This window comes from Paenibacillus radicis (ex Gao et al. 2016) (genome assembly GCF_014641555.1).
Taxonomy (GTDB): domain Bacteria; phylum Bacillota; class Bacilli; order Paenibacillales; family Paenibacillaceae; genus Pristimantibacillus; species Pristimantibacillus radicis.
In genome coordinates this window covers 87,266-111,157 of the sequence record NZ_BMHY01000013.1, presented here as the reverse complement: position 1 = coordinate 111,157, position 23,892 = coordinate 87,266, and the positions used below count along the sequence as shown (strand labels likewise).

The window sequence follows — 23,892 nt, the reverse complement described above, 5'->3', positions numbered from 1 at the left end:
CCAAAATATAACAACTAATAATATATAGTAGCATGCACACCCCTATATTACAATCTGGAACTAAAAGTTTTGTCATCCTCTCATTCGCTTTCTCCGATTTGTTTACTTCTTATGCGATATTGGCTTTTCTGCTTAAAAATTAGGTGTATCCGTCAGCAGGATGATATACTGATAATGGCTAATATATTAATTGACCCACTATATTGAGGAGGTACGAATAAAGATGAAATTGGGAGTATTCGCAGTATTGTTTGCTCAGAAGCCTTTCGAGGAAGCGCTCGACTATATCGCAGCCAAAGGACTGGAAGCGGTTGAAATTGGTACGGGCGGTTACCCAGGCAACGCACACTGTGATCCGGACGTATTGCTCGCGGATGCAGGAAAGTTGAAAGCGTTTAAACAAGCAGTAGAATCACGCGGTCTCATTATCAGCGCACTTAGCTGCCATGCCAACCCTTTGCACCCGCAAAAAGCGCTGGCTTCTGCAGATGACGCCATCATCCGCAAAACAATCGAGCTTGCCAATCGTCTTGAAGTACCGGTTGTCAACACGTTCTCCGGTTGCCCTGGCGACCATGAGGATGCTAAATATCCGAACTGGCCGGTAGCTCCATGGCCTAATGATTACCAAGAAATTCTGACTTGGCAATGGGAACAAAAAGTTATTCCATATTGGTCTGAAATCGGCGGCATCGCTGAAGGCAGCGGCGTGAAGATTGGCCTTGAGCTGCACGGCGGCTTCTCTGTCCACAGCCCAGGCACGTTGCTCCGCCTCCGCGAAGCGGCAGGCAAAGCAATTGGCGCTAACCTTGACCCTAGCCATATGTGGTGGCAAGGCATCGATCCGGTTCAAGCGGTTCAAATTCTTGGCCGTGAAGGTGCGATCCATCACTTCCACGCGAAGGATACGACAATCGACCCAATCAACGTTAACCGTCACGGTGTAACGGACATGCAGTCCTACGCGCTTATGCTTGACCGCGCTTGGCAGTTCCGTACAGTCGGCTTCGGCCATGATCTCAAAACGTGGGCGGACATCATCAGCGCGCTCCGTCTTGTGGGTTACGACTATGTTGTCAGCATCGAGCACGAAGACGGCCTGATGTCGGTAGACGAAGGCTTCTCGAAAGCCGTTGCGAACCTGCAGCAAGTACTGATCAAAGAGCCACTGGGTGAAATGTGGTGGGTATAAGCTAGACGAAAAAGCCCCGAAAGCGATGCGATATCGCTCTCGGGGCTTTTTTTGCGCTGCTATTCAACTAAGGCTTAGCGAACAACTTCTTCGCCGTTCAAGATGAGACGGTAGCTGATATCCGCCTTCAGTGACTCGGATACCGCGCAATACTTCTCCTTGCCCATCTCGATCGCTTTCCAAATCCGGTAATCCGGCAAATCACCGTTTACTTTAAATACCAGCTCGATATGGGTAAAGCTCTTCGGCATTTCTTCCTTGCGCGTGCCGTTAGCTTCAATCTCGATCGACTGAATCGAGCCAAGGAAAGCGTCCAAAATCATCGTGACATCGATACCGATGCAGCCCGCCAGGCCGGCGAGCAGCAATTCCATCGGCGTAGCGCCTTTACCGTCGCCGCCGTAAGCCGCCGTAGCGTCCATACCTACCGGATAACCGGAAGGGCCCGTCGATTCAAAGGCTCTTTTGCCCTGCCATATAGTTGTTACATTCATCTGTATCCCGCTTTCTCTCGTGAGGTTAGTGTTGTACAGCAATTCGTATCAATGCTGATTGATTTTGTTGAGAAAACGCTGCGCCCGCTCTGTCTTTGGCTGCCCGAAAAAAGTCTCGGGATCATTCTCTTCCACAATGACGCCGCCATCCATAAATAAAACGCGGTTTGCAACGTTGCGGGCAAAGCTCATCTCATGGGTAACGACCAGCATCGTCATCCCTTCTTCCCTTGCGAGCATCCGCATCACATCCAGCACCTCGCCAACGAGCTCTGGGTCCAGCGCAGAAGTAGGCTCGTCAAACAGCAAAATATCCGGTTCCATTGCCAGCGCTCTGGCGATCGCAACACGCTGCTGCTGACCGCCGGACAGCTTGGACGGATAAGCGTCCCGCTTGTCTGCCAAGCCAACGCGCTCCAGCATTTTCATACCAAGCTGCTCGGCTTGAGCACGCGGCATTTTCTTAACAATGAGCAAGGATTCAATGACGTTGCCCAGCGCTGTTTTATGCGGATACAAGTTAAACTGCTGGAACACCATCCCCGTCTGTTTACGGATGTTAAGCAGGTTGTTCTTAAAAGCACGATTCTTCATCCCGGCTTCCAGCCGTACGCCGTTTATTTCAATAGCGCCCTTAGTTAATGTCTCCAAGCCGTTCAGACAGCGAAGCAGCGTACTTTTGCCGGACCCGCTTGGCCCAAGCAATACGACGATTTCACCCTGACGGACTTCAAGATCGATCCCCTTCAGCACTTCGTTATCATGATAAGTCTTCGACAGCTCTTTCGTTACGATCATCGTCATCGTTTGTTGTCACCTCAGTATGCTTTGGACAAGCGTTTCTCCACCGCTTCCAGAATGGCGGAGAACACTGTGCTCATCACCCAGTACATAATCGCAATACCGATGTAAAAAGGCATGTTGACATAGTATCTGGCAATGAGCAGCTGCGCGGAACGGAGAAGCTCCGGTACGGCGATAAAAGAAACGAGCGACGTCTCCTTCAGCATGCCAATAAAGGTATTGCCCATCGGCGGTATCGCCACTCGGGCCGCTTGCGGGAGTACGATTCTTCGCATTGCCTGCCAGGAGGTCATCCCCGTGGCAAGCGCCGCTTCGGTTTGCCCTTTTGGAATCGAGAGAATCGCACCGCGTATCGCTTCCGACAAATACGCTCCAATGTTGACGCTTAGTGCGATACAAGCAGCCGTTAGAGGCCCCAGCGTTATGCCGTAGTCGACGAGACCGTAATAGACGATCACGATCTGTACGAGCGCGGGCGTACCGCGGATAACAGAGACATATACGCGCGCCGCCCAGCGAACTGGCCGATTGCCTTTTAACCGGGCCAATGCAACCGCAATCCCGATAAAGAGGCCGAAGAACATCGAAATGACGGCGATATAGAGTGTATAGTAGGCCCCTTGGAACAAAAGCTCCCAATTCTCAAAGACAAGCTCCATAACAGGCAAATCCCTTCTCGCTTAACGCTTTAAGCTCTTTTATTGCGCGGCTGGCTTCTCACCGAACCATTTCTCGAAAATTGTGTCGTAAGTGCCGTCTGCCTTCAGATCCTTCAACGCTTGATTCAATGCGTCCCGGAATTCCGGATTGTCCTTGCGTACTGCGATGCCGGCGCTGTCCGCTTTGATCGGCTCGCCTACCGCTTTAATTTTAAAGCCGTTTTTATCAACGATTGGTTTCAAAGCGTGAATGTTATTGATCGTTGCGTCGATACGGCCTGCATTCAAATCTTGAAGGGAAGTAATCACATCGTCATAGGTTTTGATCGTGAATTTGCCGACTTTCGGAATGGCAACATCGCGCAGGTAAGTCTCATCATTGGTGCCTAGGCCAACACCGATATTTTTACCTTTAAAATCTTCAAGCTTCGTAATCGCCGTATTTTTCTCAGGCACGATAATTTTCACTTCGTTCGTAATATATGGTTCAGTAAAGTCGATGACCTTTTTGCGTTCATCTGTAATCGTTACTTGGCTGATAATCGCATCAAATTTTTTGGCTTGCAAGCTGCTGATCAGTCCAGAAAAATCTTGAGCTGTAAACTCTACTTTCACGCCAAGGCGTTTCGCCACTTCTTTCGCAATGTCGGCGTCAAAGCCGTCGATTTCATTCTTGTCATTCGTGAAGTTGTAAGGTGCGTAAGTACCCATCAGACCAACCTTGAGCACGCCCGATTCCTTCACTTGATCCAGTAAATTCGAAGTCTGTGCGGAAGGGGAAGGACTAGCCGCATTGTTGGAGCCTTTATTCGTATTGTTCGAGCCGCAAGCGCTAAGAACCAGTGCCAAAACCAGAATCGCCGCAGCGATTGGGAAAAATCGTTTTTTGTTCGATGTCATGTTGTTTCTCTCCTTATTATTGTCTCTCTAATAATGTGTCCGTGTTTCGTTGCATCTATTTTCTTAAATGCCCAGCAAGCCGAAAAATTCGAATCGAGCCGTTTCCGCTGCTAATTTTTCCAGCGGATAAGAGGAAAGCGGATTGTTGTCTGTCCCTTGCTTTTGAAAAAGCCATCTAGAGATAATGCCTTCAATCAAGCTCATGAGCAAAGCTGCTCTTAGCTTGGCATCGATCGTCTCCGGCAGCATGCCGAGTTCGATAGCCCTCTCGATGTTGCGAAGGAATGCATTCTCCATCGCTGCGCTGGTGTCGGCAATTTCTTTACGCACAGTCTCACTGAATGCGGTGCCGTCGAGCAGCATCCCCATTAAGTAACGATTGTTCTGGGCGAACCGGAATAACTCGATAAGCAGCGCCTCTGATGCTAACACCATATCCTGCACCGTACCCGTACCTTTGCGATAGCCCTGACCAATCACTTCAAGCAATTGCTCGCGCCCTTGCTGAACGATCTCGATGGCAATCGCTTCCTTGCTGCTGAAGTACCAATAGAAGGTTCCTTGCGCAACGCCAAGATCGGCAACGATATCAGATATTTTAGTCGAATGATAGCCGCTGGTCGCAAAGCGCATCAAAGCAGCTTCCATCATTTGCGTTTTTCGTTCCGCGTTATGCGAGGTTTTTTTGGGTGGAATACGATCGCCTCCCTTATTTTCAATAACCGATTGACTAGTCAGTCAGTTTTATTTAAATCCTATCGGATAACTACAACATTGTCAAGCTGGTTACTTGGAATTATGGATCGGTACGTAAAAAAGCGTCCCCGACGCTAACCCTGGCGTCGGGGACACTTGTAATTGCTCTTACCGTCGGCTTATGAACGATTGCCGCGTACTGATTTTTTTCTGAAGAAAAGAATGGCTCCCAGTGCAATCAATGCAAAGCCAAACAGCTGCAAGCCTAAGAAGCCGGTCTCGCCTGTTTTCGGAAGCTGGTTCACATTCGGTGAGCCGTTGCCGTTCAAACCGCCGCCAAGCGGATTGAGTACGTCGATCTCGATCCAGATCTCTTCCTCATTGCCGTCTTCATCTACAACAATGATCGAGAACTTATCTTTGCCTACAAAGCCTGGAGCTGGCGTATACACCCACTTGCCATCCAGACCAATCGTTACTTTGCCATGCTCAGGCGGAACGCCTTGTTTAGGAACGCTGCCATCTGGGATCTCGATTTCGCCTTCAATCGGCGTATCCTTCGGTGTTGTTTCTCTCTCTACCGGAGGCGTTGTCGAAGGTCCATTGCTTGGCTTCGGCGTTGCACTAGGCTGCGAGCTTGGTGCTGAACTTGGTGCAGCACTTGGCGTCGTGCCAGGCGTTGCACTAGGGTCTACACTAGGTGTTGCGCTAGGATCTACGCTAGGTGTTGCACTTGGGCTTGGTGATACGCTTGGTGTTGGGCTTGGACTAACACTTGGGCTAGGACTTGGATTTGGCAGCATAATTATTTTACTGTTTGCTACCGTTACTCCCGCAGTTGCGTGCGAGCTAATTGTAACTGTTTTGTTATTTTCCGTTTCAATGATGCGATAACCCGTTGGTGCTGTAATTTCCTTCAACGTATACGTGCCATAAAGCAAGCCAGTGAACGTTGCTTTACCCGTTACGTCGGTCGTCTGTTGTCCAACCTTCACATTCGAGCTGTTGTACAATTCGAATACAGCGCCTGCTAACTTTCTATCGGCATCATTGATATCTACCTTCGTAATTTCCAAGCTGCCTTTTGGTTTCGTATTCGCAATGGTGATGTCTTTAACCGTTTTTGAGTCAATCGTCACCGTGCTCGTTTGCTGCGAGGCAATAATTTCGTACCCCGCTGGTGCCGAGATTTCTTTCAGTGTGTACGTATCGAATAGCAGGCCTGTGAAAACAGCTTTACCTGTTGCATCAGTCGTCTGTTGATCGACTTTCACGTTCGCACTGTTATACAGTTCGAATACAGCGCCTTGAAGCTTAATGCTGTTATCGTCGACATCGACTTTCGTCACGATGAGACTGCCTCTAGACTTGCTGTTTTTCACCGTTACCGTTTTTGCGGCAAGCGTGTTGATCGTGATGCTTTGGTTGTTCTCCGATGCGATAATGTCATAACCGGACGGCGCTGCAGCTTCTTTCAGCGTATAGGTGCCATATACCAGGTCCGAGAAGATTGCTTTGCCGGTTGCGTCGGTTGTTTGTTGATCGACTTTCACATTCGCGCTGTTGTACAGCTCGAATACGGCACCCGAAAGCTTCGTATTGTTGTTATCAGCATCAACTTTGGTAACTTCCAAGCTGCCTTTTGACTTGCTGTTTGTTATGGTAACGTCTTTAGCAACTGCTGCATTAATCGTAATTGTACTCGTTTGCTGCGATGCATCAATTTCGTACCCTGCAGGTGCAGAAGCTTCTTTCAGTGTATACGTACCGAATTCCAGACCTGTGAAGGTTGCTTTGCCTGTTCCGTTCGTCGTTTGCTGATCGATTTTCACGTTCGAACTGTTATACAGCTCGAATACCGCGCCTTGAAGCTTAACATTGCTGTCGTCAGCGTCGACTTTTGTCACGACGAGACTGCCTTTGGACTTGCTGTTTTTGACCGTTACCGCTTTGACAGTCAATGAATTGATCGTGATGCTCTTGTTGTTCTCCGAAGCTACGATATCATAACCTGCAGGAGCAGTAGTTTCCTTCAGTGTATACGTACCGTAAGGAAGGTTAGTAAACACTGCTTTACCCGATACCGTCGTTTGCGTATCTACAAGAGTGTTGGAGCTGTTATATAGCTCAAACACAGCGCCGTCAAGCTTCACATTCGTATTGTCTGTATCGACTTTGGTAACTTCCAGACTGCTTTTCAGTTTGGTGTTCGTTACGATCAGTTCTTGCTCCGTAGCGGAGTTGATCGTTACAGCCTTGCTTGCCGTATCGATAGCATAACCGCTTGGCGCACCAGTTTCGTTTAATGTGTATTTGCCGTAAAGCAAATTAGTGAACACATACTCGCCTGCTCCAGTTGTTTCGCCCGTTACTTTCTGGCCATTGGAGTTTCGGATGAGTTCAAATTTCGCACCGTTCAGTTTGTTCGCATTGTTCTCGCTATCTACTTTGACGATTTTCAGCGAGCCGCGATACGTATTGCCTGTACCCTCTCCTCCGGATAAGGAGACTGTTACTTCAGAAGGGTTGCTGATCGACTTCTCAATACCGCCCGAACCGGTGAATTTGACGTTATTCGTCACTTTTTCTCCGTTGGTGGCATCAATCATTGATTCATACTCCAGCCAGTACGGCTTCGTAATCTGGTGCTTAAAGCTAAGCTCGAATGTCTCATCGCTATTGACGGAACCATCCGTGATTGGCGTAAAGGTAAGTGTATACCCATGCTGCGGATCATCAGGGTCTGTAATCAAAGCCCCTCTGGTTACATTGCCTTGCGCATCAACAACCGTCTGATAGAGCTTGAACGACTCTTTAATCAGCGTCTGCTTTTTGCCAGGCACGTCAATGATTTTGGCATCGTCAACGGTCGATTGACCGCGGTTAATGTCAATTTTCCACTTGATCGTTGCGCCGCTTTGTTGTCCCGATTTCGCAACGTATTCACCAGCTTGCTTGATCGTTACGGTGCTGTTCAGTTCTTTATTCGCATAACCGTCGCCCTTCAGAATCGCCTTGTTTGGCACGTTCTGATCAATCAGCACGCCGCTCATGCTTGTATCGAACGTAATGTAATAAGGACGATTAATCGGGTTATTGAATGTAACCGTGAGCTCTTGATTTCCGTTAGCCAAAGTCACCACATTATGCGTGTAGTCTGTAAACTCGGTGCTGCTTTTTGTCACGCTGCCGTTCGCATTAACGGTTAGCTCGAACACTTTTAAAGTGTTCAAGTCGATAGCTTGCTTATGCTGCAGTTCATCTACAACGCTGACATTCGACATCGCTTTACTGTTGTAGTTGACAGCGATTCCCCAAGTCAACGTCTTGGAGACTGCATTATAAGTCCCTTCTTTATAACCGTTCCATTGTGTTTGGTTATTAGGGGTATAGGTTTCTGTTACAACTTGATTTTGCCCGTTAGATCCGTCGCTGTTCTCGCTCCAATAATAAGTTCCTTTGTTGCCGAAGCTGAAATTGGAGTTCGAGAGGTAGCTCGTATTAATAAAATCGTATTGCGTCGTGTAAGTTATTGTGTATGTGCTGTTGCCATTTGGAAGCCCGATCTGGAATCCTTTTTCCGTTGCTTCGTTCAAAGCGTCCAGATAGGTGAGTGTGTAGACAGAGCTTGTAACGGTAACTCCGTTCTGCTTCACAGTCAGACTTCCTGGAACGAGCTTCAGTCCCGCAGGAAATTCATCTTTAAATGAAGTATTGTACAGGAAGTACTTGTCCTTGTTCAAATTAATGGTCCAATCCACTGTACGAGCTGCATAATTGACATTCCCATGAGTTTTGCTCAAGAAATGCTGTTTAATGCCTACATCAACACCATTCGATTCTTTGCCTATTGAATAGGCTTTATTGGTGATGGTGTCATTGTTGTAAATGTTGCCTGTTGGTTTCGTCTTATATTCGATAATATAAGCGGAGCTTGTTGCAGCTTTAATTACAACATTAAATCCGTTTTTATTGGCATTGTAATTCGGATGGCTGGATACATTGGTATCCACTGTGTAATCAGTAGGGATATTCAGTCCTGCCCCTGTCGTGCCGGCTACAGGGTTTGCAACTGGATAAACCTTAATCGAATTCAAGTCAATCGAATGCTCTTTGTCGAACAAGTCGGTCAGTACTGTATTTGCGGCAAGCGGGTCTTCGCCAAAATTGTATTTGACCGTCCAGTTGATTTCTTGTGTACTTTCATTGTAGCTTCCGGACTTCTCTAAAAACTTGCCGCGCTGGTTTTGAACCGTAGCCGGTGCTTGAACGTTAAAGCTGTTTCCGCCGACGTTGCCGGTGAACTTAGCTGTGTTCGTAAAGTTAGCTTTCGTAATGTCCGTAATGTCCGTCTCAAATACGAGGCGGTGCGGCCGGTTAATATCTCCCAGCTCCACTTTCAGCTCGGTAGAAGCTCCTGCAGGTTCCGTTACCGCGCTAGGAGTAACCAACACCGGATTCGACAATGTGCCATTCGTATTGATGTCCATTTGGTACACTTTAATGGAACCAGGAACATAAGTAAGTCCCGCAGGTATGTTGTCGGTCACTACCCCGGATTTAATATTTTTCAGGTCTGTATTAACATCTACAGTCCATGTAATTTTGGTGGCATTAAACGGCTTATCCGCTAGGCCCTTCTTATTGATAGGGGTTCCGTTGCTAGGTGCGATCGGAATTGTAATCTCATCACCAATCGCGAACTTCACTTTTACTTCCGTCTTCTGCTGCACGCTCGCGCTTGTAAATTTACTCCAGAAGTTTAATGTACCGTTCGATGGCGTACCTGCATTAATTTCCTCGTTGAACGTCATCGTGACGGTTTTCGTATTTTTATCCATCTTGAACGTGCCTACCGATGGATCACCGGCCAGATTGGTTAAAGGAATGTCATTGTACATTTCCATCTCGGCTGGCAGTTGAAATACAAAGGTATCGCCTGCTGAGTAAGTATGATTTTCCGGCAGCGCCCATTCATAGCTTAATTTAAGCTCTTTTTCAAGCTCCACCCGATATTCAGTGTTTACGTAATCATCACCCTGATAGACCGACGCGATAACCGTCTGTTCCTGATCTTTCGGAGTGAGCGTCATTTTCGTTAAGATCGTACCTTGAATCGTACCTGCAGCTTCAACCTTGTTGAAGTAACCGTTAAAATTCATGTACTGAAAGATAAGCAGAAAAGCCAGTATCATTGCCACTGATTTTTTTCTCATTGCTTTGAACCTCCAACTTGATGAATTAAATAATGAATGAAAAGATACTTTACATTCCCTCCTTTTCCGTTTATGACAATCGGCCTGCAATGGGTTGCCTTCATGCTATAGTGAAAGGCGTTGTCGTTTTTTAGCAGAAAAATAGATATGCACTCCACATTATGTCGCATGGTCCTATACATAATCTGAACAATGTCGAAATACCCAAAAGAAGGCACAAAAAAAGCCTGCTGAGTGAGCAGGCTTTACTTTTGGCAAGTATTTGGTTAGCTAACCTATGCCATCCATACTTTAAAGATCATGATGTAATCTATGTACAGGAAAAGCGCTAACGATACAGCCGTGAATCCGATTGCAAAAATATTCTTCTTCGGACGCGTCATCACTAGTCGTACGAATCCGATCCCAATCAGAATGGTGAATGCAAGCATAAACCAGTCGAAATGGTTGATGTTGCTGGTTGCTTTTGCTGCCTCTTCTGCCAAAAACATCGGGTACCCTCCTTTTATTCACACGTAGCCTATATTAATTATATGTTATCTTCTGATGCTCTTTGATGCAAGTCCGAACTTGGATTCGTAACAACTTTGTCACCATTTTTTTTATTTTCCTTATTAATGAAGCAATTTTTACGTGTTACCCTATAGACTTTACGAAATACTACCACAGCAGTCATTCCTCTAACAATAAAATGTCCATCTCTTCCATTGTTTATTACCGCCTGTTTTCTTTCTATCGCTGCCGAAGCTAAAAAAATGGTCGAATGAGCATTACTCATTCGACCGTTCATCATTCATTTATGATTCGGCAGCGCCAGCCGCGACGCTTTCTGCTTGACGATGTTTGTTAGCGGTACGTTCGCGGTCGCGTTCCAAAATTGGCTTTAAATATTTGCCGGTATAAGAGCCTGAGACTTTGATGACTTCCTCCGGCGAGCCCGCAGCGACAATCATGCCGCCGCCGTTACCGCCCTCTGGCCCCAAATCGATCAAATAATCCGCCGTTTTGATCACGTCCAGATTATGCTCGATGACAAGTACGGATTCTCCAGAATCAACAAGACGATGCAGGACATTCAACAGCCGATCGATATCGTCGACATGCAATCCCGTCGTTGGTTCATCCAGAATGTATAACGTTTTGCCGGTGCTGCGGCGATACAGCTCGGAAGCCAGCTTCACCCGCTGCGCTTCGCCGCCAGACAATGTCGTTGCCGGCTGCCCCAGTTTCATATAACCGAGTCCAACATCAAGCAGCGTTTGCAGCTTCCGATGAATACGCGGGATGTTCTCGAAAAAGCTGCAGCCGTCTTCGATCGTCATCTCCAGCACTTCGGCTATATTTTTGCCCTTGTACTTAACCTCAAGTGTTTCCCGGTTATAACGCTTGCCCTTACAAATCTCGCATGGCACATAAATATCCGGCAAGAAGTGCATCTCAATCTTAATAATTCCGTCGCCACGGCAAGCCTCGCAGCGGCCGCCCTTCACATTGAAGCTGAACCGGCCTTTCTTATAACCGCGAACCTTCGCTTCATTAGTCGTTGAATACAGGTCGCGAACATCATCGAATACGCCGGTATAGGTAGCAGGATTGGAACGAGGCGTACGCCCGATTGGCGATTGGTCAATATCGATGACCTTCTCCAAATGCTCCAAGCCGCGAAGCTCCTTGTATTGACCAGGCCGCGTCTTCGCTTTGTTCAAATCGCGAGCAAGCGTTTTGTACAAAATCTCGTTGACGAGCGTAGATTTGCCGGAACCGGAAACACCGGTTACCGCGGTAAAAATACCTAGCGGAATTTTCACATTCACACTCCGCAGGTTGTTTTCCTTCGCGCCGCGAATTTCGAGCCATTTCTCACCCGTAGCTCTGCGTTGTTGCGGTACTTCAATGAACTTCCGTCCGCTTAAATATTGTCCGGTGAGCGAATTCTCGTCCTCCATCACTTCTGCCGGGGTTCCTTCGGCGATAATCTGTCCGCCGTGAATACCGGCGCCAGGACCGATGTCGATAATATAATCAGCTGCAAGCATCGTGTCCTCGTCATGCTCAACGACAATGAGCGTATTACCGAGATTACGCATATGCTCCAGCGTCTCAATTAGCTTATCGTTATCCCTTTGATGCAGTCCGATACTTGGCTCGTCCAAAATATACAGGACGCCCATCAGGCTCGAGCCTATTTGCGTAGCCAAGCGAATGCGCTGCGCTTCACCGCCAGATAACGTACCGGCTGCACGGCTCATCGACAAGTACTCCAAGCCTACGTTGACCAGGAAGCCAAGACGGCTGTTGATTTCTTTCAGAATCAAATTAGCAATCTGGCGTTCTTTGTCGTTCAGATTAAGCGTAGTGAAAAACCGCTGCGCTTCGCCGATCGATAGAGATGTAACATAGGAAATACTTTGCGCCCCGATCGTTACCGCTAGACTTTCTTTTTTGAGCCGGTGGCCTTTGCAACTGCTGCAAGGCTTCGCACTCATATAGGCTTCAATATACTCGCGCATCATATCGGATGCGGTATCCCGGTAACGACGCTCCAAGTTATGGACGATCCCTTCGAACGGAACGTATGCTTCTTTGCGGTGGCCGAAGTCATTCTCATAAACGAACTTGACTCGCTCGCCTCCTGTACCGTAGAGCAGCTTCTTCATCTGCTCAGCAGAGAGCTCAGCAACCGGTACATCCTTCGGAATATTGTAATGCTCACACACCGCGCTTAAAAACTGAGGATAGTAATTGGATGTGCTGCCCGCCCATGCTTCAAATGCAGCTTCGTTAATTGATTTGCTCGTATCCGGTACAAGCAGATCCGGATCGACGATCATCTTCACACCCAAGCCGTCGCATTCCGGACAAGCACCATAAGGGCTGTTGAACGAGAACATCCGCGGTGCAAGCTCTTCGATGCTGAATCCGCATTCCGGACAAGCCAGGTTCGAACTGAACAACAGCTCTTCCTGATCGATAACATCGACGAGAGCACGGCCCTCAGATAGCTTCAAAGCCGTTTCCAAAGAGTCGGCTAATCGGCTGTGAATATCCGATTTCACAACGATCCGGTCCACGACGACCTCAATCGTATGCTTTTTGTTTTTCTCCAGCTCGATTTTCTCGCTCAATTCGCGAAGCTCACCGTTCACCCGTACACGTACATACCCTTGCTTCTGAATATCAGCAAGCAGCTTTGTATGTTCGCCCTTACGGCCTGAGATCAACGGGGCTAATATTTGCAATTTTGTTCTTTCCGGGTACTCCATAATCCGGTCAACCATTTGTTCGACCGTTTGCGAGGTAATCTCGATGCCGTGATCCGGACAATGCGGCTTGCCTACCCGTGCGTATAACAACCGCAAGTAGTCATAAATTTCAGTAACGGTACCGACGGTTGAGCGCGGATTACGGCTTGTCGTTTTCTGATCGATCGAGATGGCCGGCGAAAGGCCCTCGATAGAATCGACATCCGGTTTCTCCATCTGCCCAAGAAACTGCCGGGCATAAGCCGATAAAGATTCAACGTAGCGACGTTGTCCTTCCGCGTAAATCGTATCGAAAGCAAGCGAGGACTTGCCCGAGCCGCTAAGTCCCGTCAGCACGACGAATTTATCGCGTGGAATTGTGACGTCAATATTTTTCAAATTGTGGGCGCGGGCGCCCTTAATGACGATTTTATCACTAGCCAATCGAAAGCCCTCCTATCCCTTTCATCTCTCTATCCCATTTCGGCACGAAGCTCAAGCAGCGCATCACGCAATTCTGCGGCTTTTTCGAATTGCAAGCTTTTCGCCGCTTCCTTCATCTCGGCCTCCAGCCTCTGGATCAGTGACTGACGGTCTTTCTTTGACATATTGCCTTTGCCGACACCCGTCAAATAATCGGCCTTTTCTTCGGCGACCTTCGTCGCTTCGATTACGGCATGCACCTTTTTGCGGATCGTCTGCGGCGTAATGCCATGCTTCTCGTTATGGGCGATCTGAATGCCGCGACGGCGCTCCGTCTCCTTGATCGCTTTGTCCATCGAATCGGTAATTTTATCGCCGTACATAATAACACGTCCGTCGCTATTCCGCGCTGCGCGGCCAATCGTCTGAATGAGCGAGCGCTCTGAACGAAGGAATCCTTCCTTATCGGCGTCAAGAATCGAGACGAGCGACACTTCCGGCAAGTCCAATCCTTCCCGCAGCAAGTTGATGCCTACAAGCACATGGAATGTACCGAGCCGTAGATCACGTAAGATCGCAATCCGCTCCAACGTCTTGATATCAGAATGCAAATAACGCACTTTGATGCCAATTTCCTTGAAATAATCGGTCAAATCCTCCGCCATCTTCTTCGTCAATGTTGTGACAAGGACACGTTCATCCTTCGCAATCCGATCCCGAATCTCAACAAGCAGGTCATCGATTTGCCCCTTCGTCGGACGCACCTCAATGATGGGATCCAGCAGGCCGGTTGGCCGGATAATTTGCTCCACCATCGTCGGGCAATATTCCAGCTCGTATGGGCCGGGTGTTGCGGAAACATAAATGGCTTGCGTGACTTTCCCTTCAAACTCCTCGAATTTCAACGGCCGGTTGTCCATTGCAGACGGAAGACGGAAGCCGTGATTAACCAGCATTTCCTTCCTCGCCCGGTCACCGTTGTACATCGCCCGAATTTGCGGCAGCGACACATGTGACTCGTCGATCACGATCAGCATATCTTCTGGAAAATAGTCCATCAGCGTATATGGCGTTGCGCCGCGCTCCCGGAACGTCAGCGGGCCCGAATAGTTCTCGATGCCCGAGCAGAAGCCCATTTCCGCCATCATCTCCAGATCATAGCGGGTGCGCTGCTCCAGCCGCTGCGCTTCCAGCAGCTTGCCTTCTTCCCGCAATACCGCTAGCCGTTCCTCCAGCTCACGCTCGATGTTGACGAGCGCAACCTTCATCGTCTCTTCCTTGGTTACGAAGTGAGAGGCCGGGAAAATGGCGACATGCTCGCGTTCCCCGGCAATTTCGCCAGTGAGCACGTCAATTTCAGTAATACGTTCAATCTCGTCGCCAAACAGCTCGACCCGAATCGCCCGTTCATTGTTCGCTATCGGAAAAATCTCTATAATGTCGCCGCGCACACGAAACGTACCGCGGGTAAAGCTGATATCATTGCGCGCGTATTGGATATCGACGAGCTTATGCAAAATCGCATCGCGTGGCTTCTCCATCCCTACCCGAAGCGACAGCACGAGACTGCCGTATTCATTAGGAGAACCGAGACCGTAGATACAGGAAACGCTGGCAACGATAATGACGTCGCGGCGATCGAACAGAGAGCTCGTCGATGCATGCCGCAGCTTGTCAATCTCGTCGTTGATGCTGGAGTCCTTCTCGATATACGTATCGGTGGAAGGGATGTAAGCTTCCGGTTGATAATAGTCATAGTAACTGACGAAATATTCTACCGCGTTGTCGGGGAAAAATTCCTTGAACTCGCTGCATAACTGCGCTGCTAGCGTTTTGTTATGCGCAATGACGAGTGTCGGCCGATTCAGCTGCTCAATCGCATTGGCGATCGTATACGTCTTCCCTGTCCCAGTCGCTCCGAGCAGTGTCTGGTGCTTTACACCTGCGTTAACTCCCGCCACAAGCTCGCGGATTGCCCCTGGCTGATCACCTTGCGGCTTATATTCCGACTTCAACACAAACTTGTCTTTCACTTGCTTCCTCCACCCCGTTCCCGGCTCTTTGAATAACCATTTCTTGCATATATGCTTATAACCGCTATAAATATCAGGATAAACACAGATAGCTTTGCATCTGAGCATCAGCCTCCGCACTTATCTATCATTATAGTCAAATTTTCTCAAAACAAGCAGAAAAGAATCGTCTTTTACATCCCGATTCCATTTCCCCAAAATCAATATAAGAATGTATGTTCTCCTGTCTATTATAGCTTCAATAAGGGCGTGTTGCAATGGGAAAACAAGAGAAGACTCCTCCTAAACTTTGCAGTTTAGGAAGGAGCCTTCCAGTAGAGCCCACAGCGGCGATTTAGTGTCATTAGAGCGATGTTTCCTCGCTGGACGTTTTCTCCCGCGTTGTGCGGCGATTGGATGTTCTGGAGCTGCGAAGCAGCTCCAGCAAAGAGCTGGGTCCTGCTGCGGCATAATAATTCGCGTTCTCATCAGGCGCCAATATGACGCCAAGCTGATGATGGTCGCCGGCGTAACGCGCCCGCTGCACGAATTTCACTTCGCCCGCATGATTCAGAACTTCCAGCTTGCTGAGCGCCGAATTGCTTTGCAGCGCTGCATGCAAATCTTCTTTGTTATAGACGCGGGTGCCATTTACCTTAGCTAAAATCTCGCCAGATTGAAGTCCCATAGCCTCTGCCGGCGTCTCCGGCACGATGCCCAAGATACGCAGACCGCGGCGGTCATTCACGAACAATGGGCTTCTAGCCGCTTCTACCGATCGGCTGCGCCATATAATCACTTCATGCAGCAACAGGGATACCAGTGCGGCAAGCGGAAGCAGCACGGGCTGCCACCAAGCGAGCAAAGCGGCTCCCATCAAGCCGACGCTGAATAGCGTCAGCCCTTTGGCCGCATGCTTCGCCTTCTCCTTCGGGAGCATAGATCGGGTCAATTCGCTGAAGCCAATTACCATTGGCAGCGCAATGACCGTCCAGCCCTGCGACCAGTCAGCGCCAAGCAGCGGCGTCCACGGCAGCGCCGTCTGTTCGCCTCCGGCTGCCGGAACGAGCAGCAGCAGCGGCACTGGCCAGAAGCCTTGCAGCATATAGCCGCCAACCAGCTTGCCGCGCTTGCCCTCTAAGAACAGAGGCGTCGCAAGCTTGTCCCCTTGCCGGGCTACAAGCAGCGCTTCCGCCAAATGCAGAAGAGCAACGAGCATGAGCAAGCCCGGCATATCGATTTGCTCCAAAGATGCCGCCATGCGGGCAATCGTCCCGCCTTGATCGGCCAGCGGGAAAAATCCGGTCAGCCATTGAAGCAGAGCCAGAATGCCCGCTCCATAGGCGAAACATAAATAACGGATGCGGAACAGCATCAGCACTGCTGCAGCGCCCCATAACCACAGTACAGTCTCCTGGGTAATGGCGGCTCCTATAAACGCACCGATTACCGAGAAGCATAAGCCAGCCAGCAATCCAGCCAGCATAGCCCGGCCGAGCAGTCTTGGCCAGTAGTGAAGACGAACGGCAAACATTTGCCGTTCCAATCGGATTTGCCTCGTATACTGCAGGGCAATGAATAAAACCGCTATATAATAAAAAGGCTGTGCAAGCAAGTGCACCGCTGCCGATTCCAGTTGCTTTAATAGGGTTAAAGCTGTATCCACAGTTGCGACCGTCTCCTCTCCTATAACCTATGTACGCAAACAAAACCTTTGCGGCAAAAATAAAAGGCTGACTCCGACTAACCAGAGCCAACCTCTTATTTATTCGACGCGGCCAAGTTATTTCCTGCCGGCCGCTTTGATTGCTTCGATCATTTGAAGATCATGTCCTTCGTCACGCAGCCATTTCACAACAGCCTGCTCCAGCGCCTCCGCTGTTTTCACATCCACCTCACCGGTCGCTGAAAGGCCGGCATCACTCTGGAAGCTCTTCACCGCTTGAGCCGTCCCGTCGCTAAAGTAACCGTCATAGCGATCCAGATCATACCCAAGGCCGCCCAGCATCACCTGTACGCTTCGTACCTGCTCCCCAAGCATATCTTTGTGAAGCGGTTCAGCCAATGAAAGTCTGACCGCATTATATAAGGCCGGAGGCTGAACTTCGATATCGGGCTTAATCCCCTTTTCGTGAATCCAGTTGCCGTCAGGCGTCAGCCACTTCGCGATCGTCATCTTCACCAGACTGCCATCGCCAAGCGACTTGTTGTAGCTCACTTGAACCGTCCCTTTGCCAAACGTTGTCTCTCCAATAAGCACGGCGTTTGCGCGTTCTTTCAGTGCTCCGGCCAAAATCTCGGATGCGCTCGCGCTGCCTTTGTTGATAAGCACGACAAGCGGATATTTTTTCGCGACACCATCCTTCGATTTCGATGCATCCCGCTTCCCATCCCGGTCCTCGACCTGGACGATCGTCTCCTCTTTCGGCACAAAGGATTGTGCTACCTCCACGACAACTGGCAAAACTCCGCCCGGATTGTTGCGTACATCGATGACAAGGCCCTTCAGCCCTCCATTCTCTTCGAGACGGGCAAGTTCCTCCTTGAAGCGGTCTGCCGTATTCCATGAGAACTGGCGAATTTCAATGACGCCTATGCCGTCATCGCGCTTCTTGGCATACACCGTCTCGACGTCAATGTCGTCGCGAACCAAAATAAGCTCGATCGGTTCGGCATAGCCGCTCCGCACAATATTCAGCTTCGCTTTTGTTCCCTTTGGCCCGCGAATTTTGCCAACCGCCTCATTCAGACTTAAGCCATCAAGCTTCTCGCCATTGACCGACACGACGACATCTTTAGCCATCAGTCCGGCGCGCTCCGCCGGGGAGTCTTTAATCGGGGACACAATCGTAATCCGTCCCTTGTCCATCGTCACTTCCGCACCGATACCTGTGAACGAGCCTTCAATCGTTTCCGAAAAATGCTGCGCAGTATCCTTCTCCATATACACGGAATAAGGATCGTTCAACGAGGTCATCATGCCCCGGACCGCGCCGTCCACGAGCTTATTCCGATCCATTTCATGAACATATTTCGTCTCGATCAGATCGAGCACCGTATTCATTTTGGACAACTCCGCTTTGGAGAAGCCCTTGCCTTCAGCCGCGGCTGCCGAAACGGCAGGCCGTTTTCCCGCATCCTTCAGCATTCGCTGGTCCGCCCAGGTCAATGTAATTGCCATCGTGGCAATCATCGTCAACAGGACGAATGCGACTACGGTACGCCCTCTAAATTGCACCTCGACACCACCTTTGCCATGAATGGCCGCCGTACGCACAAACGCGCAAGCGAGCCATGCATGCGTCAAATTTCGCTAACCACGCTAGTATATGACAAGCCGTCCATCTTTATTGATCATTTTCCTTTTTTATATAGCTGAAAAATAAGGCAGCCGCTTGGCTGCCTCTGTCGTTTCTTCTAATTCTTCTTATTTCAAGTATCCGCTCGGATTGACCGGAACTTGATCTTTGCGCACTTCAAAGTGGAGATGCGGCCCTGTTGATATACCGGTATTGCCGCTTTCCGCGATTTTCTGGCCGCGTTTGACCGTATCTCCCTTGCTTACCAGCAAGCCGTTATTCTTTATATGGCCGTAAAGCGTCCATAGACCGTTGCCATGATCGATAATGATGCAGTTGCCGTAGCCGCTCCATACTTGCGAAACAATGACAACGCCGCCCTCAGCCGCATAGATGGATGTTCCTTGCGGTACTGCAAAATCCATACCGGCATGCAGCTTTTTCTTGCCTGTTACCGGATGAATCCGATAGCCGAAGTTCGAGCTTACCCGGTAGTTATCCCGGATTGGCATGGCAAGTTTGCCGCCGCTGTAAGGCGTTTTAATTTTTTTCTTTTCTTTTTCCAAATCGGAAACCTTCTTCGCCAGTGCAATCAGCAGTGCTTCCTGCTCCTCGCTGATTTCATCCAGTTCCTCGATCTTCTTGTTATAGTTAGCGATCAAAACTTCCTTCTGCTCTTCCTTCTTCTTCAGCTCCGACTTGTATGTCTGAAGCTTGGCGTAGGAGACTTTGACTTCATCCAGCGCTTTTGCAACTTTATCTTGCTTTTCAATAACGAGAGCCTTGTCTTTTTTATGCTGCTCCAGAATGTTGCGGTCCTGGCTTAAAATCGACTGCAAGGAATCAAAACGGTCTAGAAAATCCATAAAGCTCGTGGAGCTAAGCAAAACGTCAAGGTAAGAAACGAACCCATTCTCATACATCAATCGAAGACGCTGCTGCAGCAGCTGATCACGGGATTCGACACGCTGCTCCGCTTCCACTAAATCCTCGCCGGCTTGCTGAAGCTCCGCTTCCTTATCATCCACCTGCGTCTGTACGCGGACCAGATTGACTGTCACAGCGTCGAGCTCTTTCATAATCGTCTCAATCGATTTTTCAGCATCGGCTTTCTGTCCGTTAATCGAAGCCTTCTGCTGCTCCGCAGCAGCGGCGCTTTTCTCCGCTTGGTCGATCTGTTTTTTCGCGGCAGCAAGATCTTTATTGATTTTATCAATGGAGGAAGCGGCATGACCGCCTACAGGCTGCAACATAAAAACCGTCAGCATCGTTATGACAATAAGCAGTTTTTTCCCTTTCACCCTAGCGGTCACCTACACTTTCAAATATTTTCGAACCGAAATTGTACTTCCCCAAATACCAAGCAGCGTACCCAGACCAATCAGCAGCACACCTACCTGCATCCCGCAGTCCTCAACCGGCACCAGCTTCAGCAGCATTAATCCCAAATCTACTTTTGTCAGCCGCACGAGCTCCGAGTAGGAGAACAGCACAACCGCCGTCGTAATAACCGACGAGACGATGCCAATGATCGCGCCTTCAATGAAGAACGGCCAGCGAATAAATGCATTGGTCGCGCCTACCAGCTTCATAATGCCAATTTCACGCCTGCGGGCGATAATGGTCATTTTGATCATATTGGAAATTAGGAACATCGCCGTGAGACCCAAGCCGATTACGATAATGAGGCCGATATTGCGGACCGCATTCGTTATTTTGAACAGCGTCTCAATGGTGCCTTGTCCATATTTCACTTTGGTAATCGGCTTCATGTCATCCGACTTGTTGATTTCATTAATTTGCGCGGCAGCCGCTTCGATCGTTTGCGGATCGAATACTTCTACGGTGAATGAATCGGGCAACGGATTGCTTTCCTTGTCGTAGCCGTCAAGCAGATCATCGCCATCTTCGCCCAAGTTGTCGCGCAACAGCTCCAGCCCCTCTTCCTTGGAGACAAAAGTTACCTTGCTGACTTCTGTCATGCGGCCGATCTTGTTCTGCAGCTCGTTCTTCTTCTCCTGGTCGATATCCGTCTGCAAATAAACGCGAATCTGAACCTGGCTCTCGAAGTCCGCCGCCAAGCTGTTGATATTGAGAGCGACGATGAGAAACACGCCGAGCAGGAACAGGGAGATAAACATGGAGCTCATGGAGGCAAATGTCATCCACCCATTGCGGAGTATGCTTTTCAAGCCTTCGCGAATATGGCGAATCAGGGTGCTAAATCTCATAGCCGTACTCCCCTCTTGCCTCATCACGCGCGATATTGCCGTCCTCGATAGCGATGACGCGTTTGCGCATTGTATTGACGATTTCTTTGTTGTGCGTAGCCATCAGGATCGTCGCACCGCGGAAATTGATCTCTTCCAGCAGGTTCATAATGCCCCAGGACGTCTCGGGGTCAAGGTTGCCGGTTGGCTCATCCGCTACGATAACGGACGGATTGTTCACAATCGCTCGGGCGATCGCCACCCGCTGCTGCTCGCCGCCGGACAGCTGAGCCGGGAGACTGGCATGCTTATGCTTCAAGCCGACGAGATCCAGCACCTCCATCGTCCGCTTCTTAATGATGCGGCGGGGCGCTTCAATAACTTCCATCGCGAAGGCGACATTTTCATAAACCGTAAGCTTGGGGAGAAGTCTGAAATCTTGGAAAATGACGCCGATATTGCGGCGGACGTATGGGATTTTACGAGGCTTCAGCTTCCCGATATTGAATCCGTTGACGGAAATTTGCCCTTTGGTCGGCACTTCCTCCCGGTAAATAAGCTTCATAAATGTCGATTTGCCGGCGCCTGACGGTCCGACCAGGTAAACGAATTCATTACGATCTATGCGTACGGACACACCTTTAAGAGCATGTGTGCCGTCAGTGTAGGTCTTCCATATGTCTTGCATCTCTATCACAAAAGTCACATCCTGTTTTTTATATAAAGAAAACGGTCGATTACGGAGTAAGGGACGAGGTTGTGCGACACAACTCTCAACTCGCCAGCGTTACTAATTCGACAGGGATAGTCGAATTCCTCCACAATGGGGATTTTTCCCTCATATTTTCACAATTCTCATAATGTGTTTTTGGATTGCAGCAAGGGAAAAAAGAGCTATTTTCGACAAGGTATTCCGCGGATTGCCCGCTGCAAGAATGACAAGAATGGGCCGGCCGCTGCATATATATGAAATATTGTCATTTTGGGACAGGAAGAAGGGTGGTCAAGGGATGAAGAAAGTTCATATGGGTCTAATCGTTATTATTTCGCTGCTGCTCATCGCCTCGGTTGCTTGGGGAGGAATCTGGTATTATGCCCAGCAGGACACTGTGCCGGACGAGGTAACGGCAGGCGGCATCTCCATAGGCGGCATGAAGATTAACGAAGCGCTGGAGCTGCTGGATCAATACGAGAAAACGCTGGAGCAGCGGACGGTGAAGGTAGAAGCCAACGGAGAAACAGCAGACAGCAAGCAGTGGACGGTGACGCAAATTGGTTATAGTGCCGAATGGATTGACGTTCGGAATGATTTGGATCAGTTGCGGAAAGGTACAGTCTGGGAACGAGCCAAGTACCGCTACCACTTCCCGAAGCAATACGAGCTTGCGCAAACGTTTGACCGCGCTGTATTCGAGGATTTGGTCAACAAGCAATGGGGCTGGATCGACAAGAGCGAGTCTAAGGATGCGACCCGAACGATCACCGACAAAGATGAGGTCACCTATAAGCCGCATGTCGATGCCTTCCGGATCGACGTTGCTGCATTGGTCGAGGAGGTCAGCCCATGGGTAATCGTACCTTCGGAGGAGCTCGGCAAGGCGCCAGAAGCTTCGATTCATGCGAAGCTGCCTGTCGGGATATTGCATCCAAAGGTGACGCTGGAGCAACTGAAGGACGAGGGCATTGAGCGGAAAATTTTCGAGTATACGACCGATTTCCGAACAAGCGCTGCAGGCCGCGCCTACAATGTAACCGCGGCGGCAAATGCTTTGAATGACTGGCATCTTGCTCCAGGGGAAATTTTCTCATACGGAAAAGTCATAAAGCTGGCGGAAGAAAAATACGGGTTCAAAGAAGCACCGGTCATTCAAAACGGCAAGCTGGTTCCCGGCGTTGGCGGAGGCATTTGCCAAGTGTCCAGCACCTTGTACAATACGATTATCCGCACCGGCATCGAAATCGTAGAGCGCCGCAACCACTCGCTGCCGGTCGCTTACTTGCCCAAAGGCCAAGATGCTACGTTCGCCACCGGCGCTATCGATTTCCGCTTTAAAAACTCGACGGGCAAGCATCTCATTATCCGCACCAGTGTCGAAGGGCAGAAGCTGACAGTGAAGCTGTTCGGGACGCTGCCGGAGGATATTCGCTACGATATCGAATCCGTTACTGTGAAGGAGCTGCCTGCTACTGTGCAGCAAATTACGGATAAATCGCTGAAGGCAGGCCAACGGGTCGTCGTCCAGCAAGGACGCAGCGGCACCGTTGTCGAAACGTACCGCAGCCTCATTCAAGACGGCAAAACGGTGTCACGCGAGCGCATCACCCGCGACACGTACCGCGCCCAGCCGACGATCGTGCACGTCGGTCCCGGCAGCAGCGCGCCGTCCGCGACGCCGACGCCAAAGCCATCCGAGCAAATCGTCGAGGATGGGATTTAAAGAGGAGTTGATCGAGCGGGCAGTACTGCCGATTACCCTCGCGCAAATTAGCGAAGCTGGTTCGTTGTAACCGCAGTAAACACCGGCTAATGGAGCTCGTTCGCGCTAACCTTAGTAACCATTAGCTAACGAAACTCATTGGCCTAACCTTAGTAACCATTAGCTAACGAAACTGATTCGCTAACCTTAGTAACCATTAGCTAACGAAACTGATTCACTGCACTTGGGTAACATTAGATTAACGAAGCAGTTTCGCTGTACAGCGAAACTGCTTTCGCTATTCCGCCTCATTCCCGGCAACCTTGGC

Annotated in this window: 17 protein-coding genes; 2 read left to right on the top strand and 15 right to left on the bottom strand. The window is 49.5% G+C overall.

Annotation, left to right across the window (positions count from 1 at the left end):
• The first annotated feature begins 223 nt into the window (after nucleotides 1-223).
• A complete protein-coding gene (locus IEX98_RS24150) occupies nucleotides 224-1,192 on the top strand; it encodes a sugar phosphate isomerase/epimerase family protein (protein WP_188892252.1) in 969 nt (322 codons plus the stop codon).
• Between the two features lie 74 nt (nucleotides 1,193-1,266).
• Here the strand turns inward: IEX98_RS24150 and IEX98_RS24145 are convergent, their stop codons facing one another.
• From IEX98_RS24145 to ftsE, 15 genes are all read right to left on the bottom strand, one after another.
• On the bottom strand, nucleotides 1,267-1,686 hold the full coding sequence (locus IEX98_RS24145; RefSeq protein WP_188892251.1) for an OsmC family protein: 420 nt from the start codon (nucleotides 1,684-1,686) through the stop codon (nucleotides 1,267-1,269).
• Nucleotides 1,687-1,734: 48 nt separating this feature from the next.
• Nucleotides 1,735-2,484: an amino acid ABC transporter ATP-binding protein gene (locus IEX98_RS24140; protein ID WP_188892272.1), complete on the bottom strand. Its 750-nt coding sequence runs from the start codon at nucleotides 2,482-2,484 to the stop codon at nucleotides 1,735-1,737.
• Between the two features lie 20 nt (nucleotides 2,485-2,504).
• Nucleotides 2,505-3,149 carry an amino acid ABC transporter permease gene (locus tag IEX98_RS24135; protein ID WP_188892250.1) on the bottom strand — a complete coding sequence of 215 codons (645 nt, stop codon included), beginning with the start codon at nucleotides 3,147-3,149 and terminating at the stop codon, nucleotides 2,505-2,507.
• Between the two features lie 39 nt (nucleotides 3,150-3,188).
• A complete protein-coding gene (locus IEX98_RS24130; RefSeq protein WP_188892249.1) occupies nucleotides 3,189-4,049 on the bottom strand; it encodes a substrate-binding periplasmic protein in 861 nt (286 codons plus the stop codon).
• A gap of 63 nt (nucleotides 4,050-4,112) precedes the next feature.
• On the bottom strand, nucleotides 4,113-4,697 hold the full coding sequence (locus IEX98_RS24125; RefSeq protein WP_188892271.1) for a TetR/AcrR family transcriptional regulator: 585 nt from the start codon (nucleotides 4,695-4,697) through the stop codon (nucleotides 4,113-4,115).
• Between the two features lie 227 nt (nucleotides 4,698-4,924).
• Nucleotides 4,925-9,961 (bottom strand): SpaA isopeptide-forming pilin-related protein, encoded by a 5,037-nt coding sequence (locus IEX98_RS24120; RefSeq protein WP_188892248.1) that lies wholly within the window; start codon nucleotides 9,959-9,961, stop codon nucleotides 4,925-4,927.
• A 275-nt stretch (nucleotides 9,962-10,236) separates the two neighbouring features.
• Entirely contained in the window at nucleotides 10,237-10,452 is a 216-nt protein-coding gene (locus tag IEX98_RS24115; protein ID WP_188892247.1) for a hypothetical protein, read from the bottom strand.
• Nucleotides 10,453-10,490: 38 nt separating this feature from the next.
• Entirely contained in the window at nucleotides 10,491-10,739 is a 249-nt protein-coding gene (locus IEX98_RS24110) for a hypothetical protein (protein ID WP_188892246.1), read from the bottom strand.
• A gap of 19 nt (nucleotides 10,740-10,758) precedes the next feature.
• Nucleotides 10,759-13,647, bottom strand: coding sequence for an excinuclease ABC subunit UvrA (gene uvrA / locus IEX98_RS24105; RefSeq protein ID WP_188892245.1), 2,889 nt, complete (start codon nucleotides 13,645-13,647; stop codon nucleotides 10,759-10,761).
• 29 nt (nucleotides 13,648-13,676) lie between these two features.
• Nucleotides 13,677-15,659: an excinuclease ABC subunit UvrB gene (uvrB, locus tag IEX98_RS24100; RefSeq protein WP_188892244.1), complete on the bottom strand. Its 1,983-nt coding sequence runs from the start codon at nucleotides 15,657-15,659 to the stop codon at nucleotides 13,677-13,679.
• A gap of 343 nt (nucleotides 15,660-16,002) precedes the next feature.
• Nucleotides 16,003-17,304, bottom strand: a complete 1,302-nt coding sequence (locus tag IEX98_RS24095; protein ID WP_188892243.1) for a PDZ domain-containing protein — start codon at nucleotides 17,302-17,304, stop codon at nucleotides 16,003-16,005.
• Nucleotides 17,305-17,421: 117 nt separating this feature from the next.
• Complete coding sequence (locus IEX98_RS24090) at nucleotides 17,422-18,945, bottom strand: S41 family peptidase (RefSeq protein ID WP_374705380.1); 1,524 nt, start codon at nucleotides 18,943-18,945, stop codon at nucleotides 17,422-17,424.
• 120 nt (nucleotides 18,946-19,065) lie between these two features.
• Nucleotides 19,066-20,238, bottom strand: a complete 1,173-nt coding sequence (locus tag IEX98_RS24085; protein WP_229692360.1) for a murein hydrolase activator EnvC family protein — start codon at nucleotides 20,236-20,238, stop codon at nucleotides 19,066-19,068.
• Nucleotides 20,239-20,250: 12 nt separating this feature from the next.
• Nucleotides 20,251-21,168 (bottom strand): permease-like cell division protein FtsX, encoded by a 918-nt coding sequence (gene ftsX / locus IEX98_RS24080; protein ID WP_188892242.1) that lies wholly within the window; start codon nucleotides 21,166-21,168, stop codon nucleotides 20,251-20,253.
• Nucleotides 21,158-21,844 (bottom strand): cell division ATP-binding protein FtsE, encoded by a 687-nt coding sequence (gene ftsE / locus IEX98_RS24075; protein ID WP_188892241.1) that lies wholly within the window; start codon nucleotides 21,842-21,844, stop codon nucleotides 21,158-21,160. Before ftsE ends, ftsX begins: the two co-directional genes overlap by 11 nt.
• 313 nt (nucleotides 21,845-22,157) lie before the next feature.
• Between ftsE and IEX98_RS24070 the strand changes: the two genes are divergently transcribed.
• A complete protein-coding gene (locus IEX98_RS24070; protein WP_188892240.1) occupies nucleotides 22,158-23,585 on the top strand; it encodes a VanW family protein in 1,428 nt (475 codons plus the stop codon).
• The last annotated feature ends 307 nt before the right edge of the window (nucleotides 23,586-23,892 follow it).